Raw genomic sequence first — 24,496 nt, 5'->3', positions numbered from 1 at the left:
AATGTTCTTTCAAAAGCTTCACGTGGAAAATATGGTCGTGAAAAAGCACTTCAACTTCGAGAGCTTGCTGCTAATTCAATCGGATCATCCAACAGATCTTTAACATTTGAATTACAACAAACAATTCGATTGATTCAAGCTGTTCAATCTGAAATTGACACGTTGGATAAACAAATCAAACTTGTCGTAGATGAGTTAAATACTCCGCTTATAACCATTCCTGGTATTGGATATACCATTGCTGCCATCATTCTTGCTGAAATCGGTGATATAAACAACTTCTCATCACCTGCAAAACTTTTAGCATTTGCAGGAATGGAACCTTCTACTTACCAATCTGGAAAATACAATGCATCCAAAACACCTATGGTTAAGAGAGGCTCTACATATTTGCGTTGGGCAATAATGCAAGCTGCCCGTTTGGTTTCTATGCGAGATTCCACTTTTGCCACTTACATGGCCAAGAAGCGATCTGAAGGTAAACACTTTAATGTCGCACAAAGTCACGTAGGCAAGAAATTAATCCGCGTAATCTATTCACTATTGAAAAATAACACAGCATTTGTCCCACAAATGTAACCAATAAATATCCTTTTTTTGAAGGCAACTCACGTTGCCTTATTTGTCATACACTTTTTTATCTATAAGAAAAACTATAAAATGTTATCAATTTTTACTTGACTTCATATAGTTAGTCTCCATATAATTAGATATAATCTTCATATCCTTTTTCCTTTAGTTCATTGACCAAAGATTTTATTTCCTGCACTCTATCCCTAGGACAAATAACAATTGCATCCTTTGTACATGCAACCACCAGATTATGAAGACCTATTGTCCCAATAAGCTTATTTTCACTATAAATCACACAATCACTGGTATCCAATCCAAAAAAATTTCCGTGTACAAAATTACCCTCCAAATCTTTTTCAAGAGTCTTTGATAATGCATCCATGCTACCCATATCATCCCAATCAAAAACTCCTTTTACCATATATATTTCTTTACTCTTTTCTAAAACTCCAACATCAAAGGAAACATTTTCGACATCCTGATATGCCTTTTCAATATAATGTTTAAAGTGATCTGTATTTTGCTTTAATACTGCTTCTAATAATTTGTTGTAATGGTTTGGTAAGAATAATTTAATTTGCTTTATCAACACATCCATGTCGCCTAAAACAATTCCGCTGTTCCACAAATATTCTTTCGACATAAATAATTTTTTTGCTTTATCCGAGTCTGGTTTTTCAATAAATGCTTTTACTTTTGAATAGTCTTTATTGTTATCTTCTACATCGACTTGTATATATCCATAGCCCGAAGATGGGAATGTAGGAGGGATACCTATTGTAACAATGTTTTTTGTATTGTTTGCAGCTAAAAATCCTTTCTCTAATGCCTTTGCATAATTTAAATTATCTTTTATATAAGCATCTGCTGGCAGGAAACTTAATACACCATTTTCATACTTTTGTTTTAAAAAAAGTGTAGCATATGCAATACAGGTTGCTGTATTTTTTCTTAAAGGTTCAGCTATTACATTAGAAACTGGAATTATATCTTTAATCGTATCTTGTGTAATATCAAGCAATTCTTGATTTGTTATAATAAAACAGTTTTCTGGTGGGATTACTTGGCAAACCCGTTCTATGGTTTGTATAAGCATACACTTGTTACCATCAACACTTATAAATTGCTTAGGCTTTTTTTCTCGTGATAAAGGCCAAAATCTTGACCCTACACCGCCTGCCATGATAACTACAAATTTATTCATAAACTTCACCTCCAGATAATCTTGCAATTCAAATATTCTTTAAAGCCCTAATATTTATAACAAATTGCGTGAATCTAGATTATATTATGCGAAAGAACACATTTGGTTCCTTATCCAAAAACCAAAGAAAATAAGATGAAACAATAAACTGTTTCATCTTATTTTCTACAACTATTTTACCTAGCTTACTTTATTTACTTTTTCCTTTGCTTTTGCAAACAAACTTTGTAATATAATGAAAAATGCAAGAAGTGCTGCTATTGTAATCTTAGTCCACCATGAAGATAATGTACCTTGAAATGTAATAAAGGTTTCAATCGTTCCTTTTATCAATACTCCAAACAAACTTCCTATCACATTACCAACGCCCCCTGTTAATAATGTTCCTCCAATTACAGATGATGCAATTGCTTCCATTTCAAACCCTTTTGCTTGCTCCACAAAACCAGCACTTGTATTTAAGCAAAATAAAAAGCCACCAATGGAACACAAGAATCCATTTAATATATATGCTTTTAATTTAATCGTTTTTACATTTAACCCCATTAAAAGGGCGGATTGCTCATTTCCTCCAACTGCATAAATTGATCTTCCAAACTTTGTATATTTAAGCATAATAAAGACAATTATTAAAATAAGTAATGCTATGATTACACTTGGGTATACATAAGGATAGAGCATTACCCCTTTTTTGTTGACAGTTCCTCCAAATGGTAGATAAATCTTTGCATTCGCCCAACTTAAAAACACTTCATTTTTTATACTTATCATTTCTTGGCTAATTATAGCTGTTAAGCCCCTTGCAAAAAACATACCAGCCAATGTTACTATAAATGGCTGAATCTTTAGATATGCAACCAAAAATCCCTGTACCACTCCAAATATCAACCCCACTACCAAAACAATCATAAGGGCAGGTATCGCATCCATCCCTTTGTTTTCCATCATCCATGCCAGAAGCATACATACAAGTGCCACAACAGAACCTACAGAAATATCAATTCCACCTGTAATCATGACAATCGTCATACCCGCTGCTATGACTATTAGGCCCGCATTTGAAATAAACAAATTCAATAATACTTGAAAACGACCAAAGCCTTTTCCATGAAATATGATAATTCCTGCAATATACATGACTATAAAAAGAAGAACAGTAATAAATAAAAGATAGGTATTGCCATTTAATTTTAATTTCTTTTTTTCCATTATGCCACCTGCTCTTCCTTTCTGCCATCAGCTTTCTTATCCTTAAGTCCACGTACTATTTTCTTAAACTCCTTTGACTGTAATGATACAATGATAACTACTACAATTGCTTTATATACTGGCAATTGATCTGCCGATACACTCATTGCATAAAGGGTGGTTGTCAATGCCTGAATCGTATATGCTCCAATCACACTTCCAAGAAGAGTAAATTTACCACCTGATAAGCTGTTTCCTCCCAATGCAACCGCTAAAATGGCATCCAACTCCATATTAAGACCGATGTTATTTGCATCCGCAGAATAAATACGAGACGACGCCATTAACCCTGCTATTCCAGCACATAACCCGCAGAATACATAAGTTAGAAAAATAATTCTTGAAGATTTGAGCCCAACTAACCTTGATGCTTTTGCATTAATTCCAACTGACTGAATGTATAGTCCAAGTGCTGTCTTTTTTAGGACAATATTTGTAATCAAAACAACTATGACTACAACAAATATTGTAGTTGGAAGAGGAATACCTGGTATATTTGCCCCTAAAAGCTTATAATTTTCAACTCTTATATAAGTAATTTGCCCCTTGGTAATAAGCTGTGCGATACCTCTGCCTGCCGTAAACAATATTAAAGTTGCAACCATAGGCTGTATCTTCATTTTTGCCACCAAAAAGCCATTAAAACATCCACAAACCACACCGACTACCAATGCAAGAAGAATACCTAACACATATGGATTTTGATAAGCATTGATGGTTTGTTGCCCTCCTGCCAATATATAACAACAAAGAGCTGCAGCTACCGACATAACAGCACCAACCGATATATCGGTTCCTCCTGAGGAAGCTACAACCAATGTCATACCAACAGCCAGGATAACAAGCTCACTTGCACGATTGATTACATCAATTATGTATCCATAGAATACGCCATTTTTTATACTTACTTCAAAAAATGTAGGAGTTTTAATGACATTAATGAGTAAAACAAGTATAAAACACATGATTGGCAAAAAAAGTTCGTAGCTTGTTATTTTTTTTATTTTATTCATTCTTAACACCTCCTGCGATTGCTTTCATTATGGAGTCTTGTGACAGTTCCTCTTCCTTTAATTCTCCGACTTTACATCCATCTCTAAGAACTGCCATCTTACTGCAGGTTCGTATCATTTCTTCAATTTCAGATGAAATAAACATTACAGCCATTCCCTTTTTTGCAAGCTCTAGTACTAGTTTTTGTATTTCTGTCTTTGTTCCAATGTCAATCCCCCTTGTTGGCTCATCTAGGATAAGGAAATCAGGATCTGTTAAAAGCCATCTAGCAAGAATCACTTTTTGCTGATTCCCTCCACTAAGCTGTTTAATTGGAGTCTCTCTATCAGCTGTCTTGATTTGCAACAAATCAATGTATTTATCTGTAAATTGTTCTTGTTCCTTTTTGCTTATGAGTTTTAACATGCCTCGTTTTGCCTGAAGTGCAATCATTATATTTTCACGTACGGATAAGTCTGCAATGATACCCTCTTCCTTTCGATTCTCGGGAAGATATGCCATACCGTTTTGCATTGCGTGAATCGGTGCTCCAACCAGTAACTTTTCACCTTTTACAAGTAATTCTCCACTATCTGATTTGTCAGCACCATAGATGCATCTTGCAAGTTCTGAGCGTCCTGAACCAAGTAATCCGCTTAATCCAATCACTTCACCTTTATGTATTTGAATATTAAATGGCTTGATACTACCTACACGCCCTAGTTGTTTTGCCTCTATAATAATCTCTTTTTCTTCGTTATTTTGTTCTCCCACTTTCTTAATTGCTGCTAAATCATCAAAGTCCTTTCCCATCATTTTCGCAACTAACTGCACGCGTGGTAAATGCTCCACTGCATATTCGCCCACAAGTCTTCCATTTCTTAATACAGTAATATGATCACATATTGCATACACTTGCTCTAAGAAATGAGTTACAAATATAATTCCAACCCCATCCTTTTTAAGCTTCTTCATTAGCGCAAAAAGCTTTTCTACCTCGCTATCATCAAGTGAGGATGTGGGTTCATCTAGTATTAAAACCTTTGCCGACATATCTACTGCTCTTGCAATTGCAATCATTTGTTGAATGGCAATGGAATAATTTTCTAATGCTTTTGTTACATCAATCTCAATGTCAAGGCTGGCTAATAATTCTTTTGATTTTTGATTCATCTTTTTCCAATCAATCATTTTTGCACGCCTTGGTTCTCTTCCAATGAAAAGATTTTCTGCTACCGATAAATTTGGACATAAATTTACCTCTTGATAAACCGTACTAATCCCATTTTTTTGTGCTTCCTGAGGAGATTTGTTTATAATCGCCCCATCCCTTCCATACATCTTAATCTCACCAGTTTCAAACTCCTCAACTCCTGTTAGTACTTTAATCAAAGTTGATTTTCCCGCACCATTTTCCCCCATAAGTGCATGTATTTCGCCTTTTCGTAATGTAAAATCTACATTTTCCAAGGCAATTACTCCCGGAAAAGTTTTGCCAATCTGCCTCATTGTAAGTACAACGCCTTGTTCCATGTAATTCCATCCTTTCTAAATTGATACTTATGATATCCTTTATGTTAGGATGGAGAACCTACAAGGGTTCTCCATTCATAAAAATACTATTTTCTTTAATATTCACGTGTTGGTTTTTTTGCTTCTGCTGTATCAGCTGGATATACTCCTTCTTCTACATAAGCAATCTTATCAACTGTTTCACCCTTTTCAAGCTTTTGAATTAATTCTGCAACACGTGGTCCATGTAATGGATTACATTCAACTGAAACATTCATATCTCCTGCAATCATAGAATCAAATGCGGCTGCTACTGCGTCAAATGATACAATAATAATATCTCCGTTAGGACCGCAAGTCTTTCCAGCTGCTTTGATTGCATCGATTGCACCAAATGCCATATTATCATTTTCTGCAATTACAACATCAATGTCATCATAAGATTTTAAGAAGGATTCCATAACCTCTTGTCCTCTGGCTTGTGTAAACTCACCAGTTTGACGCTCTAACATTTTCCAGTTTGTATGATCTTTCATTCTTTCTTCTACTCCATTGGTTCTACCAATCTGTGCAGAAGCTCCAATCGTTCCTTGCAAAGTTACAATATTAATTTCTTCTGATCCTCTTCCTTGTTTATCCAAATACTGGGCAAGCCAATCTGCTGCATCATAACCTTCTTGCAAGAAGTTAGAACCTACCCAAGCTGTATATAAAGAATCATCTGATACATCAACCATACGGTCTACAATAATAACTGGTATTCCAGCATCTTGCGCTTCCTTTAACACCGTATCCCATCCAGTTTCCGTTACTGGTGCAATCACGATATAATCAACATCTTGTTGAATAAAGTTACGAACTGCTTTGATTTGATTTTCTTGTTTTTGCTGCGCATCATCAAATAATAACGTATAGCCATTTTCTTCAGTAAAGGTTGATTTCATTGACGAAGTATTTGCTGTTCTCCAATCGGATTCCGCACCAACCTGAGAAAATCCTACTACAATTGACTCTCCACTCTCTTTCGCATCTTCTTCCTTTGTTTCTGTCTTTGTTTGATCGGCTGTATCTGTTTCTTTTGTAGACTCCGTCTTTGACTCTGCTGGTGCATCTGTTGGTTTTGCTCCCCCACCACATCCTGCAAGCATAGCCGTTGTCATTACTACACTTATGAGCGTGCATAAAAACTTCTTCTTCATACCTTTAATCCTCCTGTTATATAATCTATCTCCCAGTTACAATTTTATTTTATCTAGTTTATTGTTAGAAAGAAACGGAATAAATTATTGTATCTGTATTATTTCTTATTCCATTTATAACAAAAAAACGAACGAAAAAAGAAATGTTCGTTTTTTTATTAGATTGGTTCAATTTTTTATGTTTTTATTGTATGAATTGGTAAACAAATCCATACCTTGGTTCCTTCCCCTTCCACACTTTCAAATTCTAATCCGTATTCCAATCCATAGTTTAAACGAATTCTCTCATCCACATTAGCAAGTCCAAAGCCACCTTGTAAATCCTCTTCTTTATGCCCCTTTACTCTTTTTATGACAAAGGATAGCTCTTCTTTTGTCATGCCCTTTCCATTATCATTGACTTCCAAATATATCATGTCGTTTATTAATTTACCAATTACACATATTTTCCCTTTTCCACGTTTGTTTTTTATCCCGTGATATAAAGCATTTTCCACCAAGGGCTGCAAGGTAAGTTTCAAAATTGTATAATGATGAATGGCAGCATCAATATTTATCTCATATTCTAATATATCTTGATATCTGAACTTTTGAATTTCAAGATAACTTCTTATGTAAGATTCTTCTTCTTTTATTGTTATGTAATCTCTACCTTCACTTAACACCGTTCGAAAAAAATCAGATAATGAAGTAACCATATTGACTACCTGCGTAGTTTGGTTTCCTTCTGCCAACCATATAATTGTATCTAAGGTATTATAAAGAAAATGTGGATTAATCTGTGCTTGTAATAGCTTTAATTCCATCACACGAAGATTGTGTTGTTCTTTTTTTATATCCTCTACTAAATCTCCTATTTTTTGAATCATATTATTAAAGCTATTCGTTAACACTGATATTTCATCATCCGATTCTACATAAGCCCTGGTTGTAAAATCCCCCCTTGCCACTATGTCAGTAGTGTCACACAATTGTTTGATTGGTTTTGTTACACTTTTTACAATAAACATAGAAATAAGTATCGAACCTAGCAAAATGATTACAAAAGCAAAAAGGCTAATTCTTACTGCATTTGCTTGCTGCATGGCAAGTTCATTTCGTATTGTCTCAAAATTAGATGCCTCATAATAGATATACATCTGAATATGCTCTTGTATAATCTCACTTAGTATATAAATACTTGTATCTAGTAAATAAATATTGTCTTCGTATTTTCCTTTTTGGCTTAGATTATATTTGATATCATCCACTCTATCTTGCAAGGTATCAAGATTTTTCAATAATTTTTCGATTCTACCTTTATTTCCCGGAGTTATTGATATTTCATATAGTTTTTTAAAAACATTTCGTGCTTCCTCTATAATTTCATAAGGGTCTCTTATTTCTGTTGACTCTTTGGCCGTCTCAAAATCAGCAGAGCCGATTACAATTCGATACATGCTGTAATCAATTTCTTCTTTAAAATTAATATTGTAAGCATTTGCAGCTGTAATATTTTTTACAATTTGATTATAAGCATTTCCAAAGTTAATTAAAGAAAGAATTAAATATAAAATAAGAATCACCATGGGTACAATTATTACAAGAGCAAACAATGCTAATTTTTTGTTCAAATTAAGCGATATTTTTTTCCATTTTCTTTTTCGCATGTAACTACTCCCTTCCTTTTGCCCTATATTCCTTAGGAGTACACTGCTGCGTCTTTTTAAATATATAACTAAAGTAATGCGAATCTTTGTATCCTATCTCATATCCTATTTCTGTGGTTTTTAAATTCGTACACCTTAGTAGTTCTTTTGCTTTATTCATTCTTGTTTCCGTTAAGAAATCAATAAAGGTTTGTCCCATTTCTTGTCTAAATATTGCACTAAAATATGTTGGACTTACATTAACAAAGGAAGCTACGTTATTTAAAGATATGTCATCCTTGTGATAGTTTTCTTCAATATAATTACAGGCCCTTTTAAGAATGTCTCCATATTTTTGTCTTGCAATGGTATCTCTTAACAAAAATGCTTTCTCAAGTAATTTTTTTAAGTATTCTTTTGCAGAATCAATAGAAATTACAATCTCCTCTAAATGTGAAAAATTATCCAATTCTTTTACACTTTCTTCTTTCGAGTACCCGACTGTTTCCATAAAGACAAGTACGCTGAAATACACATTCATAATTGTATATTGACGAAACAACAAAGAATTCATATTCACCTTTCCTGAGCCTGAAAAATATTCTTCTACAAAATCAGAAACTTCTTCTCTTGTTCCATTTTTTAAAAACTTTTCTAAAAAAGATTTGTTAATCTTTTTTGAATCAATGGCATGCATATCAATCGGATCGGGATAACTAAAAGTTTTCCACCAATCGCTTCCTTCTATTATTTGGTTGGCTTTCATAAAATATCTTGCAGAAAACGCTTTATTTGCTATGTGATATGATTCTTGTAACTCACTGATTCTAAATACGGTATTTCCTATCCCACCAAAATATTCTAAGTCTGGTTTTTCCTTCATAATTTCTTGCAATTGACTTCGATATTTTACCAAGATTTCTTCTAGATATTTTTCGTTGTCTGCTTTTAATATAATTGCAATGATTTCATTTTCACATTCAAATTCAATTACTTCTTGGTTGTTTTTTAATAATGCATTGATACGATTTTTTACACTGATTAAATCTAAAGAGTAATCCATAGGATTTTCTTTTACACTAACTTGAAACAATATAATATTATAAGCGCTAGCTGCTAAATCAATCCCAAGACGATTTCCTTTTTCAATTACTTGAGATAAAGTTAGTTTGCTTTGTACGATATCAAAAAAGAAGCGTTTCTTTTGAAGAACTACTTTTTCTTCCATTTCCTTTTTGTATAATTGAAGTAACTCTTTTTCTTTTGCTTCTTTTTTTATAATATCTCTTACTTTACAGATTGCCTCCATTAGTTTGATCGAAGAGATTGGCTTAAGCAAATAGTCCGTAACCCCTATTTGGATTGCTTGCTTTGCATATTCAAATTCATGATAGCCACTTAAAATTATAATTTTAATACTAGGAAATTCACGTTTTACCATCTGGCTCAATTCTAGCCCATCCATAAAAGGCATTTTGATATCTGTTATTAAAATATCTGGTTTTGTACTTCGTATCATTGGATAAGCCAATTCTCCATCACTGGCCTCTCCAACGAATTGAAAGCCCTCTTTTTCCCAATCAATATTATTTTTAATTCCTTCTCTTACTACAATTTCATCCTCTACTAAAAATACTTTTTGCATTGCTTCCCCCATATCCTTTGCATAAATTATTTATCTTAAGATTATCGGATATTGCCAAAAAATGCAATCTATATCGTAAAAATCTTGTCATTTTAACTAAATTCCCCAAAAAATAAGCCAAATCTAGGAAGTGTGCATTCCTACATTTGGCCATAAGTTATAATCTATTCAAAACGTACGATTTCCTTTTTCAACCTCCTTATAATCTTTTTCTCTAAACGTGATATGTAAGATTGAGAAATCCCAAGTAAATCTGCAACTTCTTTTTGTGTGAGTTCCTCTCCATCTCTTGTATTTAAACCAAATCGTAACCTGACAATTGTTTTTTCTCTTTCAGAAAGTTTATCAATGGCTTTATTTAGTAGCTTTCTTTCCACTTCGCTTTCAATATCTTTGTAAATAATATCCTCATCAGTCCCTAATATATCAGACAATAGCAATTCATTTCCATCCCAATCCACATTTAGAGGCTCATCAATAGATACCTCCATTTTAGTCTTGTTATTTCTTCTTAGGTGCATCAGTATTTCATTCTCAATACATCTGGATGCATATGTGGCTAGCTTGATATTCTTATTTGGATTGAAGGTATTAATTGCTTTTATTAATCCAATGGTGCCGATTGAAATTAAATCTTCCACTCCTACACCAGTATTATCAAATTTTTTTGCTATGTAAACAACCAATCTTAAATTATGTTCAATTAAAACAGATTTTGCATCCTTGTCGTAGTCAGTTCCTAAATCATTAATAACTTCTGCTTCTTTTTCCGCCTCTAGAGGTGCTGGCAACACATCTGCTCCTCCAATGTAGTGGATATCTCCACCTTTTGAAAACATCATGTTTTGAAAAGATGGCATTGCTTTAAACTGAAAATGGTTTGGTACAGATACTTTTATAAACATATATATGCCTCCTGTCAATCTACTAATTTGGGATTTAGAATAATCTGATATCTTTTGTCAGACATAAACTCATTCTGGCAAATACCTATCATTGGCCCTTTTACTTCAATTACCTTTTCCCCATGAATAATATTTATTTTCTCTACTTTTATTGCTGGTAGTAATCCGTTTTTTTTACCCACTGAGCAATACGGTACATAACATATTTGATTTAATTCATCCCACTCGACGTTTGAATCAAAGGTTTCGTATTCTAAAAAAGTCTTTATGTAACTAATCTGTTTCTGGGTAAGCAAATCTTTTATTACTTCAAAAGGTACAATATTTACAGGCTTTTTACTAAATGGCTCAACTAAACTATTACCTGTATCCACAAGTCCTTTCATGTTTAGTTGTCTGTAATTTTGACTGATGGTAACTTGACAAATCCTTCCAAGGTTTCGTTTGTAAAAAGTATATATAATGATTGCACCTCTAATCAGTATAAACACAACTAATCCGGATAGCAGTAGCTGTTCTGCATTGAAATCCCTTCCAAAAGTGAGAAAATTTAATATTCCACCAAAAAGAAAAGTTAGTATGTAAAGTAACGCAACTGCTTTTAAAATATTTATTCGACCCTTTAGTTTTAATGCTATTTTGGTACTAACCACATTAATGCCAAGATGAATAAGGATATATTTGATTATTATACCTTTTAGCGGCAACACGATAATAATTATGGTCAACATAGAACTTATTACACTAATAAGAAAAATTCTAAGATACGTGGCAGTGCATCTTAAGACCTTCTTAATAATACTTAATATAAAAAAGTTCATACACATGTTAATCAAAAAAAGCACATCTACATACAGCTCATAATACACGTTTCACTCCCCTCGCTTTATAGTTTGTGTCTAAGCTGTAATCATTATAAAACGTCAAAACTTATTTTTTTGTCAAACTATATACGCTCATTCATTATTTTCATCTTACTTTTTCTACATTATCACGCAAAAACAGACCGTCCTTTGACGGTCTGTTCTTTAAGATATTCTTATACTATTTACGATTCTTCTGAAGGAACTCAGGAATCTTTATAGACTTTTCTTCCACGCTGCTTTCAGGGGTACGAGGTCTTTGAATACCAGTAATTGGTCTAGGTGTAACAGGTGGTGTACCTGTCAGTCTCACCTCTCCTGTTGCAGGTTTTGTCAAAGTCTGAGAATTTGTCCCACCTGTTGGGTACGAAAAACTAGGCATAATCTTACCTGGTGTAACAGCAGAGGCATTGGTATCTAGTCCTGTCGCAATAACAGTAATACTTGCTTCATCTGTATATGTATCATCATACATAGCACCAAAAATAATATTAGCACTATCACCTGCTAAATCCTGCACATAGCTTGCAGCATCGTTCGCATCCATTAATGTAATATCTCCAGAAATATTAATAATAACATGAGATGCACCAGTAATTGTAGTTTCTAATAATGGACTGGCAACAGCTTGTTTGACTGCTTCAAGTGCTTTATCATCACCTTTTGCTCTACCAATACCAATATGTGCAATTCCTTTATTCGTCATTACAGTCTGTACATCTGCAAAATCCAGATTAATCAATGCTGGAAGATTAATCAAGTCAGTAATTCCTTGAACCGCTTGCTGTAAAACTTCATCTGCTTTCTTAAGTGCCTCAGGCATGGTTGTCCTTCTATCAACAATTTCAAGTAATTTATCGTTTGGAATCACAATTAATGTATCTACGCTATTTTTTAATTTCTCAATTCCTGATAAAGCATTGCTCATTCTTGCTCTTGCTTCAAATTTAAAAGGCTTTGTTACAACTCCAACTGTTAAGATTCCCATATCTTTTGCTATTTTTGCAACAACTGGTGCAGCACCGGTACCGGTTCCTCCACCCATACCACAAGTAACAAAGACCATATCAGCACCTTGGATTGCCTTTTGTATATCATCTGCGCTTTCTTCTGCAGCCTTTTCACCAACTTCTGGCTGTGCTCCAGCGCCTAATCCTTTTGTTAATTTTTCTCCAATTTGTAAAGGTGTAGATGCCTTACAAAGCTTTAATGCCTGCCTATCCGTATTAATACCAATAAATTCTACTCCACCAATTTTTTCATCAATCATTCTATTTACAGCATTATTTCCTGCTCCGCCGACTCCTACGACAATAATTTTTGCAGAAGATTCCGCTTCGTTCGTCTTTATTTCCAGCAAGGTTCTTCCTCCTTCACATTCCTTTTCACATAAAAAACTTACTCTTTATATAATATATTTTTTTTGATAATTTATCAACATAATTTTGATATTTTCTACTAAATTCTTTCATTTATTCGTGTTTTTTTATCATTTATCTTTTTCAAACGTAATATTTGATGTACCCTCTTGATAATTTTCCATATGAAGCACACCGGATAACCCTTCCAAGTCTGGCAAAATACTTCTAAGCCTTATAATCTTTTCCTCTGTTTCGCTATCCTTTCCAAGATACACTCTAGCATCTGCAAAATAAAGTGTCATTTCATAGTGACTATTGAAATAGATTTTATCTGGCGTTATTTGATATTTTGCTAATAACTGGGTCACACTGACAATGGTATTAAAAACACCTTTATCTTCTACTTCTAATTCCCTGTAAAGTAAAATATGATCAAACTTTAACCCCGTTATTAATGGTATTCCTAAAATAGCTTCTGAGGAACTTTCAACAACAATTCCATCCTTATCAAAATACATATAGGAACCAAGATATTCAATATATCCCACCATACTTTTTTCATACACATTTACCTTAACCTTGTTACCTGATAACAGATGGATTTCCACTGTATCAACAAATGGAATAGAATAATCTTTTTTGTAGTTGTATTTCCAGTACAAGTAAAGCGAATTATAACAATATCGGTTGTTAAATATGATTTCCTTCATTTCCTCTTCTGAATAATGCTCATTTCCTGTTATTGTTATTTCTTTAATAGAAAAAACGCTTATCATTGTTATAGCTGACGCTACAAGTAATACAACGAAAATTAAAACAAGAATCAGCTTTCTTTTGTTTATCTTACTCATAATGAATATCAGCTCCCAGCATTGCTAAATCTTTGCATATATCCTGATAGCCCCTTTGAATATAATAGGCATCTAAAATATTTGTATTACCTTTGGCTATTAAGCCAGCAATTATTAGTGCTGCACCTCCTCGCAGTTCTTTTGCCCTAACTTCTTCACCATGCAAACCTTCTACACCAATAATCTTAGCATGATTGTTATCTAATACAATATTGGCACCCATCTTTAAAAGCCATTCTACCGTTTTAAATCGAGCTTCAAAAATACTCTCACTCACATGACTTATGCCCTTAGCAATCGTAAGAACAGACAAAAGCTGTGATTGTAAATCAGTAGGAAAACCTGGATATATACTAGTAACCACATTCTTAACAGGATTTATTGCATAACTCGCATCAATAAGAACATTGTTATTCTCTAGGTTATAACTTGCCCCCATTTCTTCAACTACTTCAAACAACGCATTCATATGGCTGATAGGAGCATTTTGTAAAGTAATTTTACCCCTTGTTCCGACCGCCGCCAAAATATAGGTTCCAGCTGCAATACGGTCAGACACAATATCTATCTGTGCTCCGTGAAGATTTTTTACACCATTTATGGTAATTGTTTCTGTGCCTGCTCCTTTTACATCTCCTCCCATTTTATTAAGAAATCTGCCTAGTTCCTCAACTTCTGGTTCCATTGCAGCATTTTTAATAATTGTAATTCCTGTCGCACATACGCCAGCAAGCATAACGTTTTCTGTTGCTCCCACACTTGATATCGCCATATTTATGGTATTACCAATAATTTGTGTGGTATTAGCTACCAAACCATCTTCTCTTTCATATATGCCAATATTCATTTGCTTAAATGCAGCTAAATGAAGATCAATTGGTCTTTCTCCAATTACACAGCCACCTGGATATGGAATAACTGCATTCTTCATTCTTCCAAGTAATGCACCAGACATTAATATGGAAGATCTCATTTTGTCTGCCAACTTAGTTGGTATCTCATATGAATTTACATATGTTGAATCTATAATAAGGGAATTACCTTCCCATACTACCTTACATCCAATTGTCTTTAATATTTCAATCATATTATAAACATCAATAATATGTGGACAATTATGTAAAACACTAATATCTTTACAAAGTATTGATGCAGCAATCATTGGTAATGCTGCATTTTTAGAACCTTGGACTACTACTTCACCACTAAGTGGTGTACCGCCTGAAATTTTGATAGAGTTCAAAGTCAACCTCCATATTCGTATTAATTATTAATACACTTATCTACTCTATCTTATGTAAATTTCTTCATAATGAAGCTTATCTATCAATAAAATTTTGATTTTCTTATTTTTCTAACTTAACTTGCCTTGATACACTTAGTGCAAGCCCCATCTCAGATAAAAGAAACAAGGCAGAAGTACCTCCATAACTTATAAAAGGTAATGTAATTCCTGTATTTGGAATCGAATTCGTTACTACGGCAATATTTAAAATAACTTGAAGTGCAATATGTCCCATAATACCAACAACAATCAGTGCTCCATACAAATCTGGTGCATTATTGGCTATAATCATAAACCTCCAAATCATCAGCATAAACAATAAGATAAGGCAGACTGCACCAAACAATCCCAATTCTTCACAAATGATAGAAAAAATCATATCGTTTTGGGCCTCTGGTACAAAGCCAAGCTTTTGCATACTTTGGCCAAGTCCTTTTCCAAGTATTCCTCCAGATCCGATTGCATACAGTCCTTGTAATGTCTGATATCCTTTATCAAAGTCTTCTGGATTCAGCCATATTTTAAGTCTTTCTGCGCGGTATTGCTCTAAATAGATAAAAATTCCCATAAAAGCAATTCCACCTACACCAATTAATATAAATTGAAGATATTTCGGGCTTGCAACAAAAATTAGAATAACTGCAATACCAAGTATAATAATAGCTGTACTAAGATTGTTAACACCTACTAAAGCTACTATAGGCCCACATAGCGTAATTACAAGTAGCATGGTTCGAAACTGCTTAATTTTCTTAGATACCTTACTGATTACTAATGCCAAGAAAAGAATAACTGCTAATTTGGCAAATTCAGATGGTTGAAAAGACAAAGGTCCTATCTTTAGCCATCTTTTTGAACCATTAAAATCTGAACCTACAAACAAAACTGCAGCTGACAAAACATGAGATAACAAAAATGCCAGTAAAGTAAATCTTTCCCAGAAATGGTAATCAATCCTTGCAATAATCATCATGGCAATTAACCCTAATATTGTTGCAGTCAACTGCTTCTTCAAATAAAAAGCCGAATCACCATTTGCTTTAATCTGTCCGTTATAGGAGCTCGTACTGTATAGCATAACTAATCCAAAGCATATTAAAAATATGATGATAAATAATAAGCTATAGTCAAAATAATTTTCTTTTTTGGGTCTACGCGATCTCTCATTCCTTGGACTCATGCAAACTCTCCTCTATTATACCTAAAAGATACTTATAAATTATGAACATAATTTTTAAACATGTTCCCACGCTCTTCATAATTTTTAAACATTCCCCAGCTTGCGCATGCAGGGGATAGCAAAACAGCATTTCCTATCTCAGCCTTTGAGGCACTTATTTCTACCGCCTCTTTTAAGTTCTCGGCAAAAATGATATTTTCAAATCCACATTTTCTAGCTGCTTTTGCAATCTTTTCTTTTGTCTCTCCAATTAATATAAGATATCGTACTTTCCCTTCAAAAGATTGTATCCACTCTTCATATTCAGAATCCTTATCATAACCGCCTCCTATCAATATCGTAGGGCGATTCATTGCCTGAATCCCTTTAATCGCTGCATCGGGATTCGTTCCCTTTGAATCATTATAATAAGCCACTTGATTTTTTTCCATCACAAATTCAATTCGATGCTCTACACCAGCAAATTTCATAATCGTGTCACGAATCACTTCGTGTGGTACTCCCATACTAATTGCTAAACCAATCGCAGCCATGACATTTTCATGATTATGTCTACCAAGAAGTTTTAGTTGCGTTGTTTTGCAAATGTGATAGGTATCTGTATTATCTTGATAAACGATATCATCTCCATCAAGATAGATTCCTTTTGATAACTTTGTAAGACTACTGAAAAATATTACTTTGTTAGGAAGCTTTTTCCCAAATTCTCTTAATATTTCATCCTCGTAATTTAAAACACATGTATCTTCCTTGGATTGATTTAACGTTATACTTTTCTTGACTTTTATGTAATTTTCCATAGTCTTGTGGCGATTCAAATGATCTGGAGTAATATTTAAAATAGCAGAGGAAACTGGTCTAAACTCCTCAATGGTTTCTAATTGGAAACTACTTATTTCTGCAACCGTTACCGTATGGTCTACCATTTGGTCTACAACACTTGTGTATGGAATTCCTATGTTTCCTACAACAAATACGCTTTCAAAATAATTCTTCATTATCTCGCCAGTTAAGGCTGTTGTTGTAGTCTTTCCATTTGTTCCTGTAATCGCTACTACCTTTCCTTTACCACAATGGTATGCAAGCTCTATTTCTCCCCATATTTTTATTCCGTTATTCTTTAACATCTCAACTATAGGTATATCGGTTGGTACCCCAGGACTTATTACAGCTAAATCAAGGAGCGATAGTTTTTCTTTTGGAAAATCACCTAAGTATATTTCGATTTCAGTATGACCTGCTAGCTGGTCTTTTATTGCTTCTTTTTGTAACTTATCATTTCCATCATATAATAAAACGTTAGCGCCCTTTTTGGATAACAGCACCGCTGCTGCGATACCACTAATTCCAGTTCCAATCACGCAAACTTTTTTACCTGCAAAATTCATTGCACTTCCTCCTACTTACATTGCTAATAAACCAATCAAACAAAGTATTGCTGTAATAATTGTAAATACGGTAACTACTTTTGTCTCTGACCAGCCACACAATTCAAAATGATGATGAATTGGTGCCATTTTAAAGATTCTCTTTCCTTTTGTTAACTTAAAGTAAGTTACTTGCATCATAACAGAAATCACTTCAACCAAATAAATCAATCCAACAATTAGAATAAATAACGGCATCTTAAGCATATATGCTGTGGCAGCAACAAATCCACCAAGTGCAAGCGAACCAGTATCTCCCATAAATACTCTCGCTGGATGAGCATTAAATAATAAAAACCCAAGTAAACTCCCAACGACTGCACAAGTAATTGGCTCTATTCCACTTCCTTTGATAACAGCAACTAATGAAAAGAAAGTTGCTACTAAAACAGTAACACTTGATGCCAACCCATCTAATCCATCTGTAAAGTTAACACCGTTTACCGTCCCAATAATTGCAACAAACATTATTGGAATCGCAAACGCGCCAATCTCTAAGTATTTACCATTGGTAAAAGGTATAATAAGCTCTAGTCCTACATCAGTAAAATTAATCAAATAGTATGCAAAAATGACTGTAACAATAATTTCTCCTGCCATTTTTTGCATTACAGATAGCCCCATAGAGCGTTTTAAAACAACCTTTATATAGTCATCCAAAAAACCAATGATTCCAAAACCTAGCGTTACAAATAAGATGGGAATAATCTTTGGATAGTTTTGTATATAAAACAATGAGACAATTACAATGCTTAATAATATTAAAACGCCTCCCATAGTAGGAGTACCCGTTTTCTTCAAATGAGACTGTGGTCCATCCTCTCTTACCGTCTGGCCAGCCTTTAGCTTTGTCAAATATTTAATTATGCCCGGCCCTGTAATTGCACTTATAATAAAAGCAGCTATAACCGGTATTACCACCTTGTAATCCATGATTTACACCTCTAAAATTCTTTTGTTTTCGTTTTACCCAACACGAATTAGTATAATTCTTTTTTTATGATTTATCAACTTATTTTACTCTAAATAGAGAATAATATTACTCGTTTTACGAATCGTTTCATTTGCTAACGGAAACTGATCGGTTACTGTTTCTCCTTCATTTAAGTATTCGACATTCAAATCATATTCTTTTAATATGGAGGATGCTTCTGTTTTCGATAATCCAACCAAATTTGGCATCGTAATATCGCCTATATTGAATTCTTCTATTTCATTTGCTTCATATACCTGCTCAATTCCAAGATAAGGCAATATATTTCCAAATATCTCTTGAACGACTGGTGCTGCTATTGTTCCTCCATAATAAATACCTTTTGGATCATAAATAACTGCAAGGGCTAAAACCTGAGGGTCTTCTGCTGGTGCAAACCCAATAAATGAGGATATATATTTTTTTGCACTTCTTGGCAGCGTCTGTGATGTAGCTGTCTTTCCACCAATTCGAAAACCTGGAATATATGCTTTTTTTCCTGTACCTTCAGAAACTACTTTTTCTAATATAGAACGCATCGTTTCAGATGTTTCCTTTGAAATCACATTATTTTTTTCTGGATAAGTAAAGTTTTTAATTAATTCTCCATCATAGGCTCGAACCGAAACTCCAAAATGCGGTGTGATTCTTGTTCCTCCATTAACGATAGAACTTACTGTTGTGGCTAATTGAATCGGTGTAATTTGAAACGATTGACCAAAGGACATGGTTGCAAGTTCTACAAGTCCAACATTTTCTTTTTTATGCATAATCGTTCCTGCCTCACCTGGCAAATCCACTCCTGTCTTTGTCATTAGCCCAAGTTGGTTAAAATATTTAAATATATTATCGACTCCTAATCGTAAACCAACCTCTATAAAAACAGGATTACAAGAATTCATAACACCCTGTATAAAGGTTTCTCCTCCATGTCCTGCAATTTTATGACACCTAATACGCCTATCCTCTACTATTTTAAAACCTGGACAGCTAAAGGTATCTTCAAGCGTTACAACACCTTCCTCTAAGCCTGCCGCTGCAGTTAATATTTTAAATGTGGAGCCAGGCTCATAAGTATCATTGATGCATCGGTTTCTCCACATCTGGTTTAACATAGTCTGCTTTGTTTTCTCATCAATAAGTCCAGTGTTTTCTGTGTTTAAAGTAAAGGGGTCATTTAAATTAAATTCGGGAAGATTTACCATAGCCATAATCTCACCATTCTTTGGATTCATAACAATAATACTTACACTTTCTGCTGATTTTGCCTTCATAACTTTAGCCGCTGATTGTTCTGCAAATTTTTGTATATTACTATCCAAGCTTATATATAAATCATTTCCCGCAATTGGCTCCATTCTTCCTTCAGCAGCATCTTCAATTTCTACACCTCGGGCGTCTGTCATAGTAAGTATGTATCCATTTTGTCCCTTCAAATATGTTTCATATTTTACTTCAAGCCCTATAATTCCTTGATTGTCACTTCCAGTAAAACCAAGTACTTTGGAGGCAAGCGTATCATATGGGTAGTAGCGTTTGAAATCTTCGTCTACTTTTACTCCTGCTAATGCATAGGACCTGATTTTATCTCCAATTTCCTTATCCACATTTGTCTTCACTCGCTCGATTGAACTATATTTTTCAACTCTCTTTCTTACTATTTCCTCAGAAAGTTCTAATTCATTTGCAAGTATGCTGATTACCTTTTCAGGTTCCTTAATCTGATTGTGAATTACAGATATGGTACAAACCGTTTTATTCGTAGCAACGATTTGGCCTGTTGCATCAATTATTTTTCCTCTTGCCGCTTTTATTTCTCTTTCGCGTTCATGTAGTTGATCTGCTTTCTCTTGATAATATTCTGACTTAGCTATCATTAAGTAAAATAATCGTCCCACCAAGGCCAACAGGATTAAGAAAATAGCTATAAAAACAATCACAATCTTTTTTCTATTAAATGTCTTACTTTTGATCATATCATATCCTCGTAAAAGTCATTATTATATTTTATTTCTTTTACAGTGAGGTTATGAAAATTATTATTCATTATTCTCGTGAATTTTCTGACCTATTATCCTCAGTTACATTACCTGGTTTATATGGCAGGTCGTACTCTTGTGTGTCTTGTTCCGACTCTTGCCCTGTAGTGTCTTGTGTTTCATTTCCTTGTGTCGCATCTTGTGTTGTCTGCCCTTGTTCGTTCGTCTGCGCTGTATCTTGCGTTGTGTCCTGTGTTGTCTCTGTCTCAGTCTTTGTTACTGGTTCTGTTGGAAATATATTTAAATAAGGCAATACTTCCTCTAAGATTGCTTTTGCGACTTCTTGTGCAAATGTACTATGCGCCTGATCTTGTACATTTGGTTCATCAATCGTAACATAAACTACTACTTGTGGATTATCCTGTGGTACATATCCAATAAATGATACAACATAATTTGTTTTATCTCTATTTCGTTTTTCTGCTGTACCAGTCTTTCCACCCATCGTATATCCTTCGACTCTTGCGGTCTTTCCCGTACCCTCTTGCGTACTAACCGTCTTATATAAGTATTGTTTTAATTTATCAGAAGTACTTTTTGAAACGGTTTGTTTTAATAAAATTGGATCATATGTCGATACTGTAGCCCCATTAGCATCTAATATTTTACTAACCACATGAGGCTTATAAAAATAACCACCATTTATTACTGATGAAAAAGCCGATACCATTTGTATCATGGTAACATCAAAATTTTGCCCAAATGAATTCGTTGCTAAATCCGTTACCCCCATATTCTCTAATGAATAGAACATTCCACTCGCTTCACCTGGTAAATCAATTCCTGTTTTTTTCCCAATTCCAAATATACTTTGGTATTTCGCAAATATTTCTTTTCCTTCTACCTGTGAAATCCTCATCATTGCTACGTTACAAGATTTCATAATAGCTCTTTCAACAGATATCGCTCCATGGGTTCCATTACATCCAATCTTCCAACCACCAATATCCAAATATCCATTACATTCATAGGATTCATTACCTGTAATTTTACCACTGTCTAAAGCAGAAGCTACTGTCAAAGGTTTTGCAGTTGAACCAGGTTCAAACGTATTTGAAATGCTTGAGTTTCTCCAAATCTGATTTAAATTATTTAATTTGGTTTCATCATCCATCGCTTCGATTTCTTCTTCTGAAAAATAACTTGATAAATCCCTTGGATTATTTAAATCATATTGATTGGCACTACTGGCCATAGCCAAAATACTTCCATCATTAGGATTTGCTATTATGACAGAAGTATTCGTACTTCCATCATCCTCCGCTCTAAAATTACCTTTATATTTCTCATTAAACTCCGCAATATGCTTCTCGACAATTCCTTGGACCGTAGCATCGATTGTCGATACTACCGTATGTCCATCGATTGCAGGCTTCACCGTTCGTTTTAATTCAGAATCATCATTTAAGTATCCGTATTCTCGGCCATCTACTCCATTTAACTCATCATTATAATATTGTTCAATTCCCCAATTACCAACATTACCAGAAACCGTAAATCCAAGCACACTGCTTGCTAATGAATTATATGGATAGGTTCTTAAATATTCATCTTCAAACCATACCCCTTTAATATAAGGATTTTTTTTATTCTTTTTTTCATCCAATTCGTTTTGTAATTGGATGAATGGCTGTATCTCCTCGTAACTTAATCTCTTTAATAAGACTACGTATCTGCTATCTTTTTTTTCACTTATTGTTGTTCTTAGTTCTGATTCATTTAAATCAAAAGAACTGGTAAGTGCTGCTATCGTAGGTTGTAAATATTTTTCATTTGAATTTACAGCTTTGCAATCTAGTATCACATTATATACCTTTTGGCTGGTTGCAAGTACGGTTCCTTTTGCGTCTGTGATATCCCCTCTTCGAAAAGGAATGATTTGACTATCATATTGTTGCTGTTGTAGCACTTGTTTTGTATATTTATCTCCACTTTCTACATTAATATAGGTTAATCTAGCACATAATCCAATTAAAGCTAGCATTATTATAATAAATAATACTGCTAGCTTCCTTTGCATATTTCTATTAAATTTTTTTGGAACCTTTTTGTCTCTTCTATCTAATTTCTTCATTGAAGTCACCTACTTTATTAGTTCTACTATTTAGAAGGTTTTGCCTTAGGAATATCACTATATTGTCTTACATAATCACTTTCTTGGTTATCATACAATACAACTTGATCCTCTGATGCATAAACCATCCCAATTTCTTCCAAAGCTACTTGCTTTATATGCTCTAAATCAATTGAATTATTAATTCTGTTGTAGGTTTCATCGTTATCAGAACGCAAATCAGCAACTTCCTTTTCTAAGGAAGATATGTTTTTTACTCTGTGGGTTGTTTCAGCTTGAAGCCTTAAATATGAAATACAAACAACTAATGTAACTATAGCTGCGATTGCCAAAAACATTACATACCCAAAATTCATATTTAATGCTTTTTCTCTGTTTTTTCTCGTACTATTACTTAACTTAGGTTTGTCCATTTCAGACGTATCATATTGGTTTGGAATGACCTGAAACTGTCTAACGGTATTTCCATACTGATATGCTGACGTATTTACATTTCGCGATTTGATTGCTGATTCTTTTCTTCTACCTGTCTGACGCGACATAACCAATCCCCCTTACTATCCAATGCGTTCAAATACTCTGAGCTTTGAACTTTTTGAACGTTTATTTTCTTCAATTTCCAATTCACTAGGTAAAATTGGTTTCCTTGTAATGACTTTTCCTTTTGATTGTTTTCCACATATACATACTGGAAAATCACTTGGACAAGTACAAGGATTCTCATTCTTCCTAAATATATTCTTAACGATTCGATCCTCAAGGGAATGAAATGTAATAACACAAATCCTTCCCTCGTTATTTAATATTTCTATCATGTCATCTAGAGAGTTCTTAAGTACTTCTAATTCTTTGTTCAATTCAATTCGAATTGCCTGAAATGTTTTCTTAGCTGGATGACCTCCAGTTAGACGCTGTTTCATAGGAATCGCAGCTTTTATTATCTCTGAGAGCTCCCCTGTTGTTTCGATTTCCTTTAATTCTCTTGCCCTTACGATATGCTTTGCTATATTTTTCGCAAATTTATCTTCACCAAAATCTTTGATAATATAATATAACTGCATCTCGCTATATTGGTTAACAATATCTTTGGCAGTCAGCTCTTGTCTTTGATCCATTCTCATATCAAGAGGTGCATCAGACATATAAGAAAATCCTCTGTCTGCTGTATCTAACTGGTAGGAAGATACTCCCAAATCAAGTACAATCCCATCCACTTTATCTATCGAAAGATTATGAAGCACTTGCTTCATATTACTATAATTATCTCGAACAATTGTAACTTTATCTTTAAATTCCTTTAACCTTTCACCAGCTGCTTTTATTGCAGCATCATCTTGGTCAATTCCAATAAATCTTCCATTTTCTCCTAACTTTGAACATACTTCGTAGGCATGTCCACCGCCACCTAATGTGCCGTCTACATAAATTCCGTTAGGTTTTATTCCTAAGCCTTCTATTGTTTCATCTAATAGTACTGATTTATGCTTAAAATCCATATTTTCCTCCGTTTGTGCGATTCTTTTCGTACAGATAGGA

At 34.0% G+C, this 24,496-nt stretch carries 20 protein-coding genes; 1 reads left to right on the top strand and 19 read right to left on the bottom strand.

The window, feature by feature from the left end; all coding sequences use genetic code 11:
• The coding region (locus tag F7O84_RS02620) for a transposase (protein ID WP_151141582.1) at window positions 1-579 on the top strand (579 nt) is incomplete at its 5' end.
• Between the two features lie 127 nt (window positions 580-706).
• On the opposite strand, the gene F7O84_RS02615 is transcribed toward F7O84_RS02620, so the two are convergent.
• From F7O84_RS02615 to rsmH, 19 genes are all read right to left on the bottom strand, one after another.
• Window positions 707-1,777: a mannose-1-phosphate guanylyltransferase gene (locus F7O84_RS02615; RefSeq protein WP_151141580.1), complete on the bottom strand. Its 1,071-nt coding sequence runs from the start codon at window positions 1,775-1,777 to the stop codon at window positions 707-709.
• Between the two features lie 180 nt (window positions 1,778-1,957).
• Window positions 1,958-2,986, bottom strand: a complete 1,029-nt coding sequence (locus tag F7O84_RS02610) for an ABC transporter permease subunit (RefSeq protein WP_151141578.1) — start codon at window positions 2,984-2,986, stop codon at window positions 1,958-1,960.
• Window positions 2,986-4,038, bottom strand: coding sequence for an ABC transporter permease (locus F7O84_RS02605; protein ID WP_151141576.1), 1,053 nt, complete (start codon window positions 4,036-4,038; stop codon window positions 2,986-2,988). The genes F7O84_RS02610 and F7O84_RS02605 overlap by 1 nt, the downstream gene beginning before the upstream one ends.
• A complete protein-coding gene (locus F7O84_RS02600; RefSeq protein ID WP_151141574.1) occupies window positions 4,031-5,551 on the bottom strand; it encodes a sugar ABC transporter ATP-binding protein in 1,521 nt (506 codons plus the stop codon). Before F7O84_RS02600 ends, F7O84_RS02605 begins: the two co-directional genes overlap by 8 nt.
• A 95-nt stretch (window positions 5,552-5,646) precedes the next feature.
• Entirely contained in the window at window positions 5,647-6,729 is a 1,083-nt protein-coding gene (locus F7O84_RS02595) for an ABC transporter substrate-binding protein (protein ID WP_151141571.1), read from the bottom strand.
• 176 nt (window positions 6,730-6,905) lie between these two features.
• Entirely contained in the window at window positions 6,906-8,378 is a 1,473-nt protein-coding gene (locus tag F7O84_RS02590) for a sensor histidine kinase (protein WP_151141568.1), read from the bottom strand.
• A gap of 4 nt (window positions 8,379-8,382) precedes the next feature.
• Complete coding sequence (locus F7O84_RS02585) at window positions 8,383-10,002, bottom strand: response regulator (protein ID WP_151141566.1); 1,620 nt, start codon at window positions 10,000-10,002, stop codon at window positions 8,383-8,385.
• A gap of 164 nt (window positions 10,003-10,166) precedes the next feature.
• Window positions 10,167-10,907 (bottom strand): RNA polymerase sporulation sigma factor SigE, encoded by a 741-nt coding sequence (gene sigE, locus F7O84_RS02580; protein WP_151141564.1) that lies wholly within the window; start codon window positions 10,905-10,907, stop codon window positions 10,167-10,169.
• Window positions 10,908-10,921: 14 nt separating this feature from the next.
• Complete coding sequence (locus F7O84_RS02575) at window positions 10,922-11,776, bottom strand: sigma-E processing peptidase SpoIIGA (protein ID WP_151141562.1); 855 nt, start codon at window positions 11,774-11,776, stop codon at window positions 10,922-10,924.
• A 175-nt stretch (window positions 11,777-11,951) separates the two neighbouring features.
• Window positions 11,952-13,130: a cell division protein FtsZ gene (ftsZ, locus tag F7O84_RS02570; protein WP_151141560.1), complete on the bottom strand. Its 1,179-nt coding sequence runs from the start codon at window positions 13,128-13,130 to the stop codon at window positions 11,952-11,954.
• Between the two features lie 129 nt (window positions 13,131-13,259).
• Window positions 13,260-13,982 (bottom strand): cell division protein FtsQ/DivIB, encoded by a 723-nt coding sequence (locus tag F7O84_RS02565; protein ID WP_151141558.1) that lies wholly within the window; start codon window positions 13,980-13,982, stop codon window positions 13,260-13,262.
• A complete protein-coding gene (gene murA / locus F7O84_RS02560) occupies window positions 13,975-15,225 on the bottom strand; it encodes a UDP-N-acetylglucosamine 1-carboxyvinyltransferase (protein WP_151141556.1) in 1,251 nt (416 codons plus the stop codon). The genes F7O84_RS02565 and murA overlap by 8 nt, the downstream gene beginning before the upstream one ends.
• 103 nt (window positions 15,226-15,328) lie before the next feature.
• Window positions 15,329-16,447, bottom strand: a complete 1,119-nt coding sequence (locus F7O84_RS02555; protein WP_151141553.1) for an FtsW/RodA/SpoVE family cell cycle protein — start codon at window positions 16,445-16,447, stop codon at window positions 15,329-15,331.
• Between the two features lie 32 nt (window positions 16,448-16,479).
• Entirely contained in the window at window positions 16,480-17,835 is a 1,356-nt protein-coding gene (murD, locus tag F7O84_RS02550; RefSeq protein ID WP_151141551.1) for a UDP-N-acetylmuramoyl-L-alanine--D-glutamate ligase, read from the bottom strand.
• Between the two features lie 15 nt (window positions 17,836-17,850).
• Window positions 17,851-18,807 carry a phospho-N-acetylmuramoyl-pentapeptide-transferase gene (gene mraY / locus F7O84_RS02545; RefSeq protein WP_151141549.1) on the bottom strand — a complete coding sequence of 319 codons (957 nt, stop codon included), beginning with the start codon at window positions 18,805-18,807 and terminating at the stop codon, window positions 17,851-17,853.
• An 84-nt stretch (window positions 18,808-18,891) separates the two neighbouring features.
• Window positions 18,892-20,820, bottom strand: coding sequence for a penicillin-binding transpeptidase domain-containing protein (locus F7O84_RS02540; RefSeq protein WP_151141639.1), 1,929 nt, complete (start codon window positions 20,818-20,820; stop codon window positions 18,892-18,894).
• A 73-nt stretch (window positions 20,821-20,893) separates the two neighbouring features.
• Window positions 20,894-22,960 (bottom strand): peptidoglycan D,D-transpeptidase FtsI family protein, encoded by a 2,067-nt coding sequence (locus F7O84_RS02535; protein WP_151141547.1) that lies wholly within the window; start codon window positions 22,958-22,960, stop codon window positions 20,894-20,896.
• 26 nt (window positions 22,961-22,986) lie between these two features.
• Window positions 22,987-23,502, bottom strand: coding sequence for a hypothetical protein (locus F7O84_RS02530; protein ID WP_243140789.1), 516 nt, complete (start codon window positions 23,500-23,502; stop codon window positions 22,987-22,989).
• Between the two features lie 15 nt (window positions 23,503-23,517).
• Complete coding sequence (gene rsmH / locus F7O84_RS02525; protein WP_151141545.1) at window positions 23,518-24,456, bottom strand: 16S rRNA (cytosine(1402)-N(4))-methyltransferase RsmH; 939 nt, start codon at window positions 24,454-24,456, stop codon at window positions 23,518-23,520.
• Between the last annotated feature and the right edge of the window lie 40 nt (window positions 24,457-24,496).

The sequence above is a fragment of the Candidatus Galacturonatibacter soehngenii genome, assembly GCF_008830185.1.
Taxonomy (GTDB): Bacteria; Bacillota; Clostridia; order Lachnospirales; family Lachnospiraceae; genus Lachnotalea; species Lachnotalea soehngenii.
This window is presented reverse-complemented; position numbering and strand designations above follow the sequence as displayed.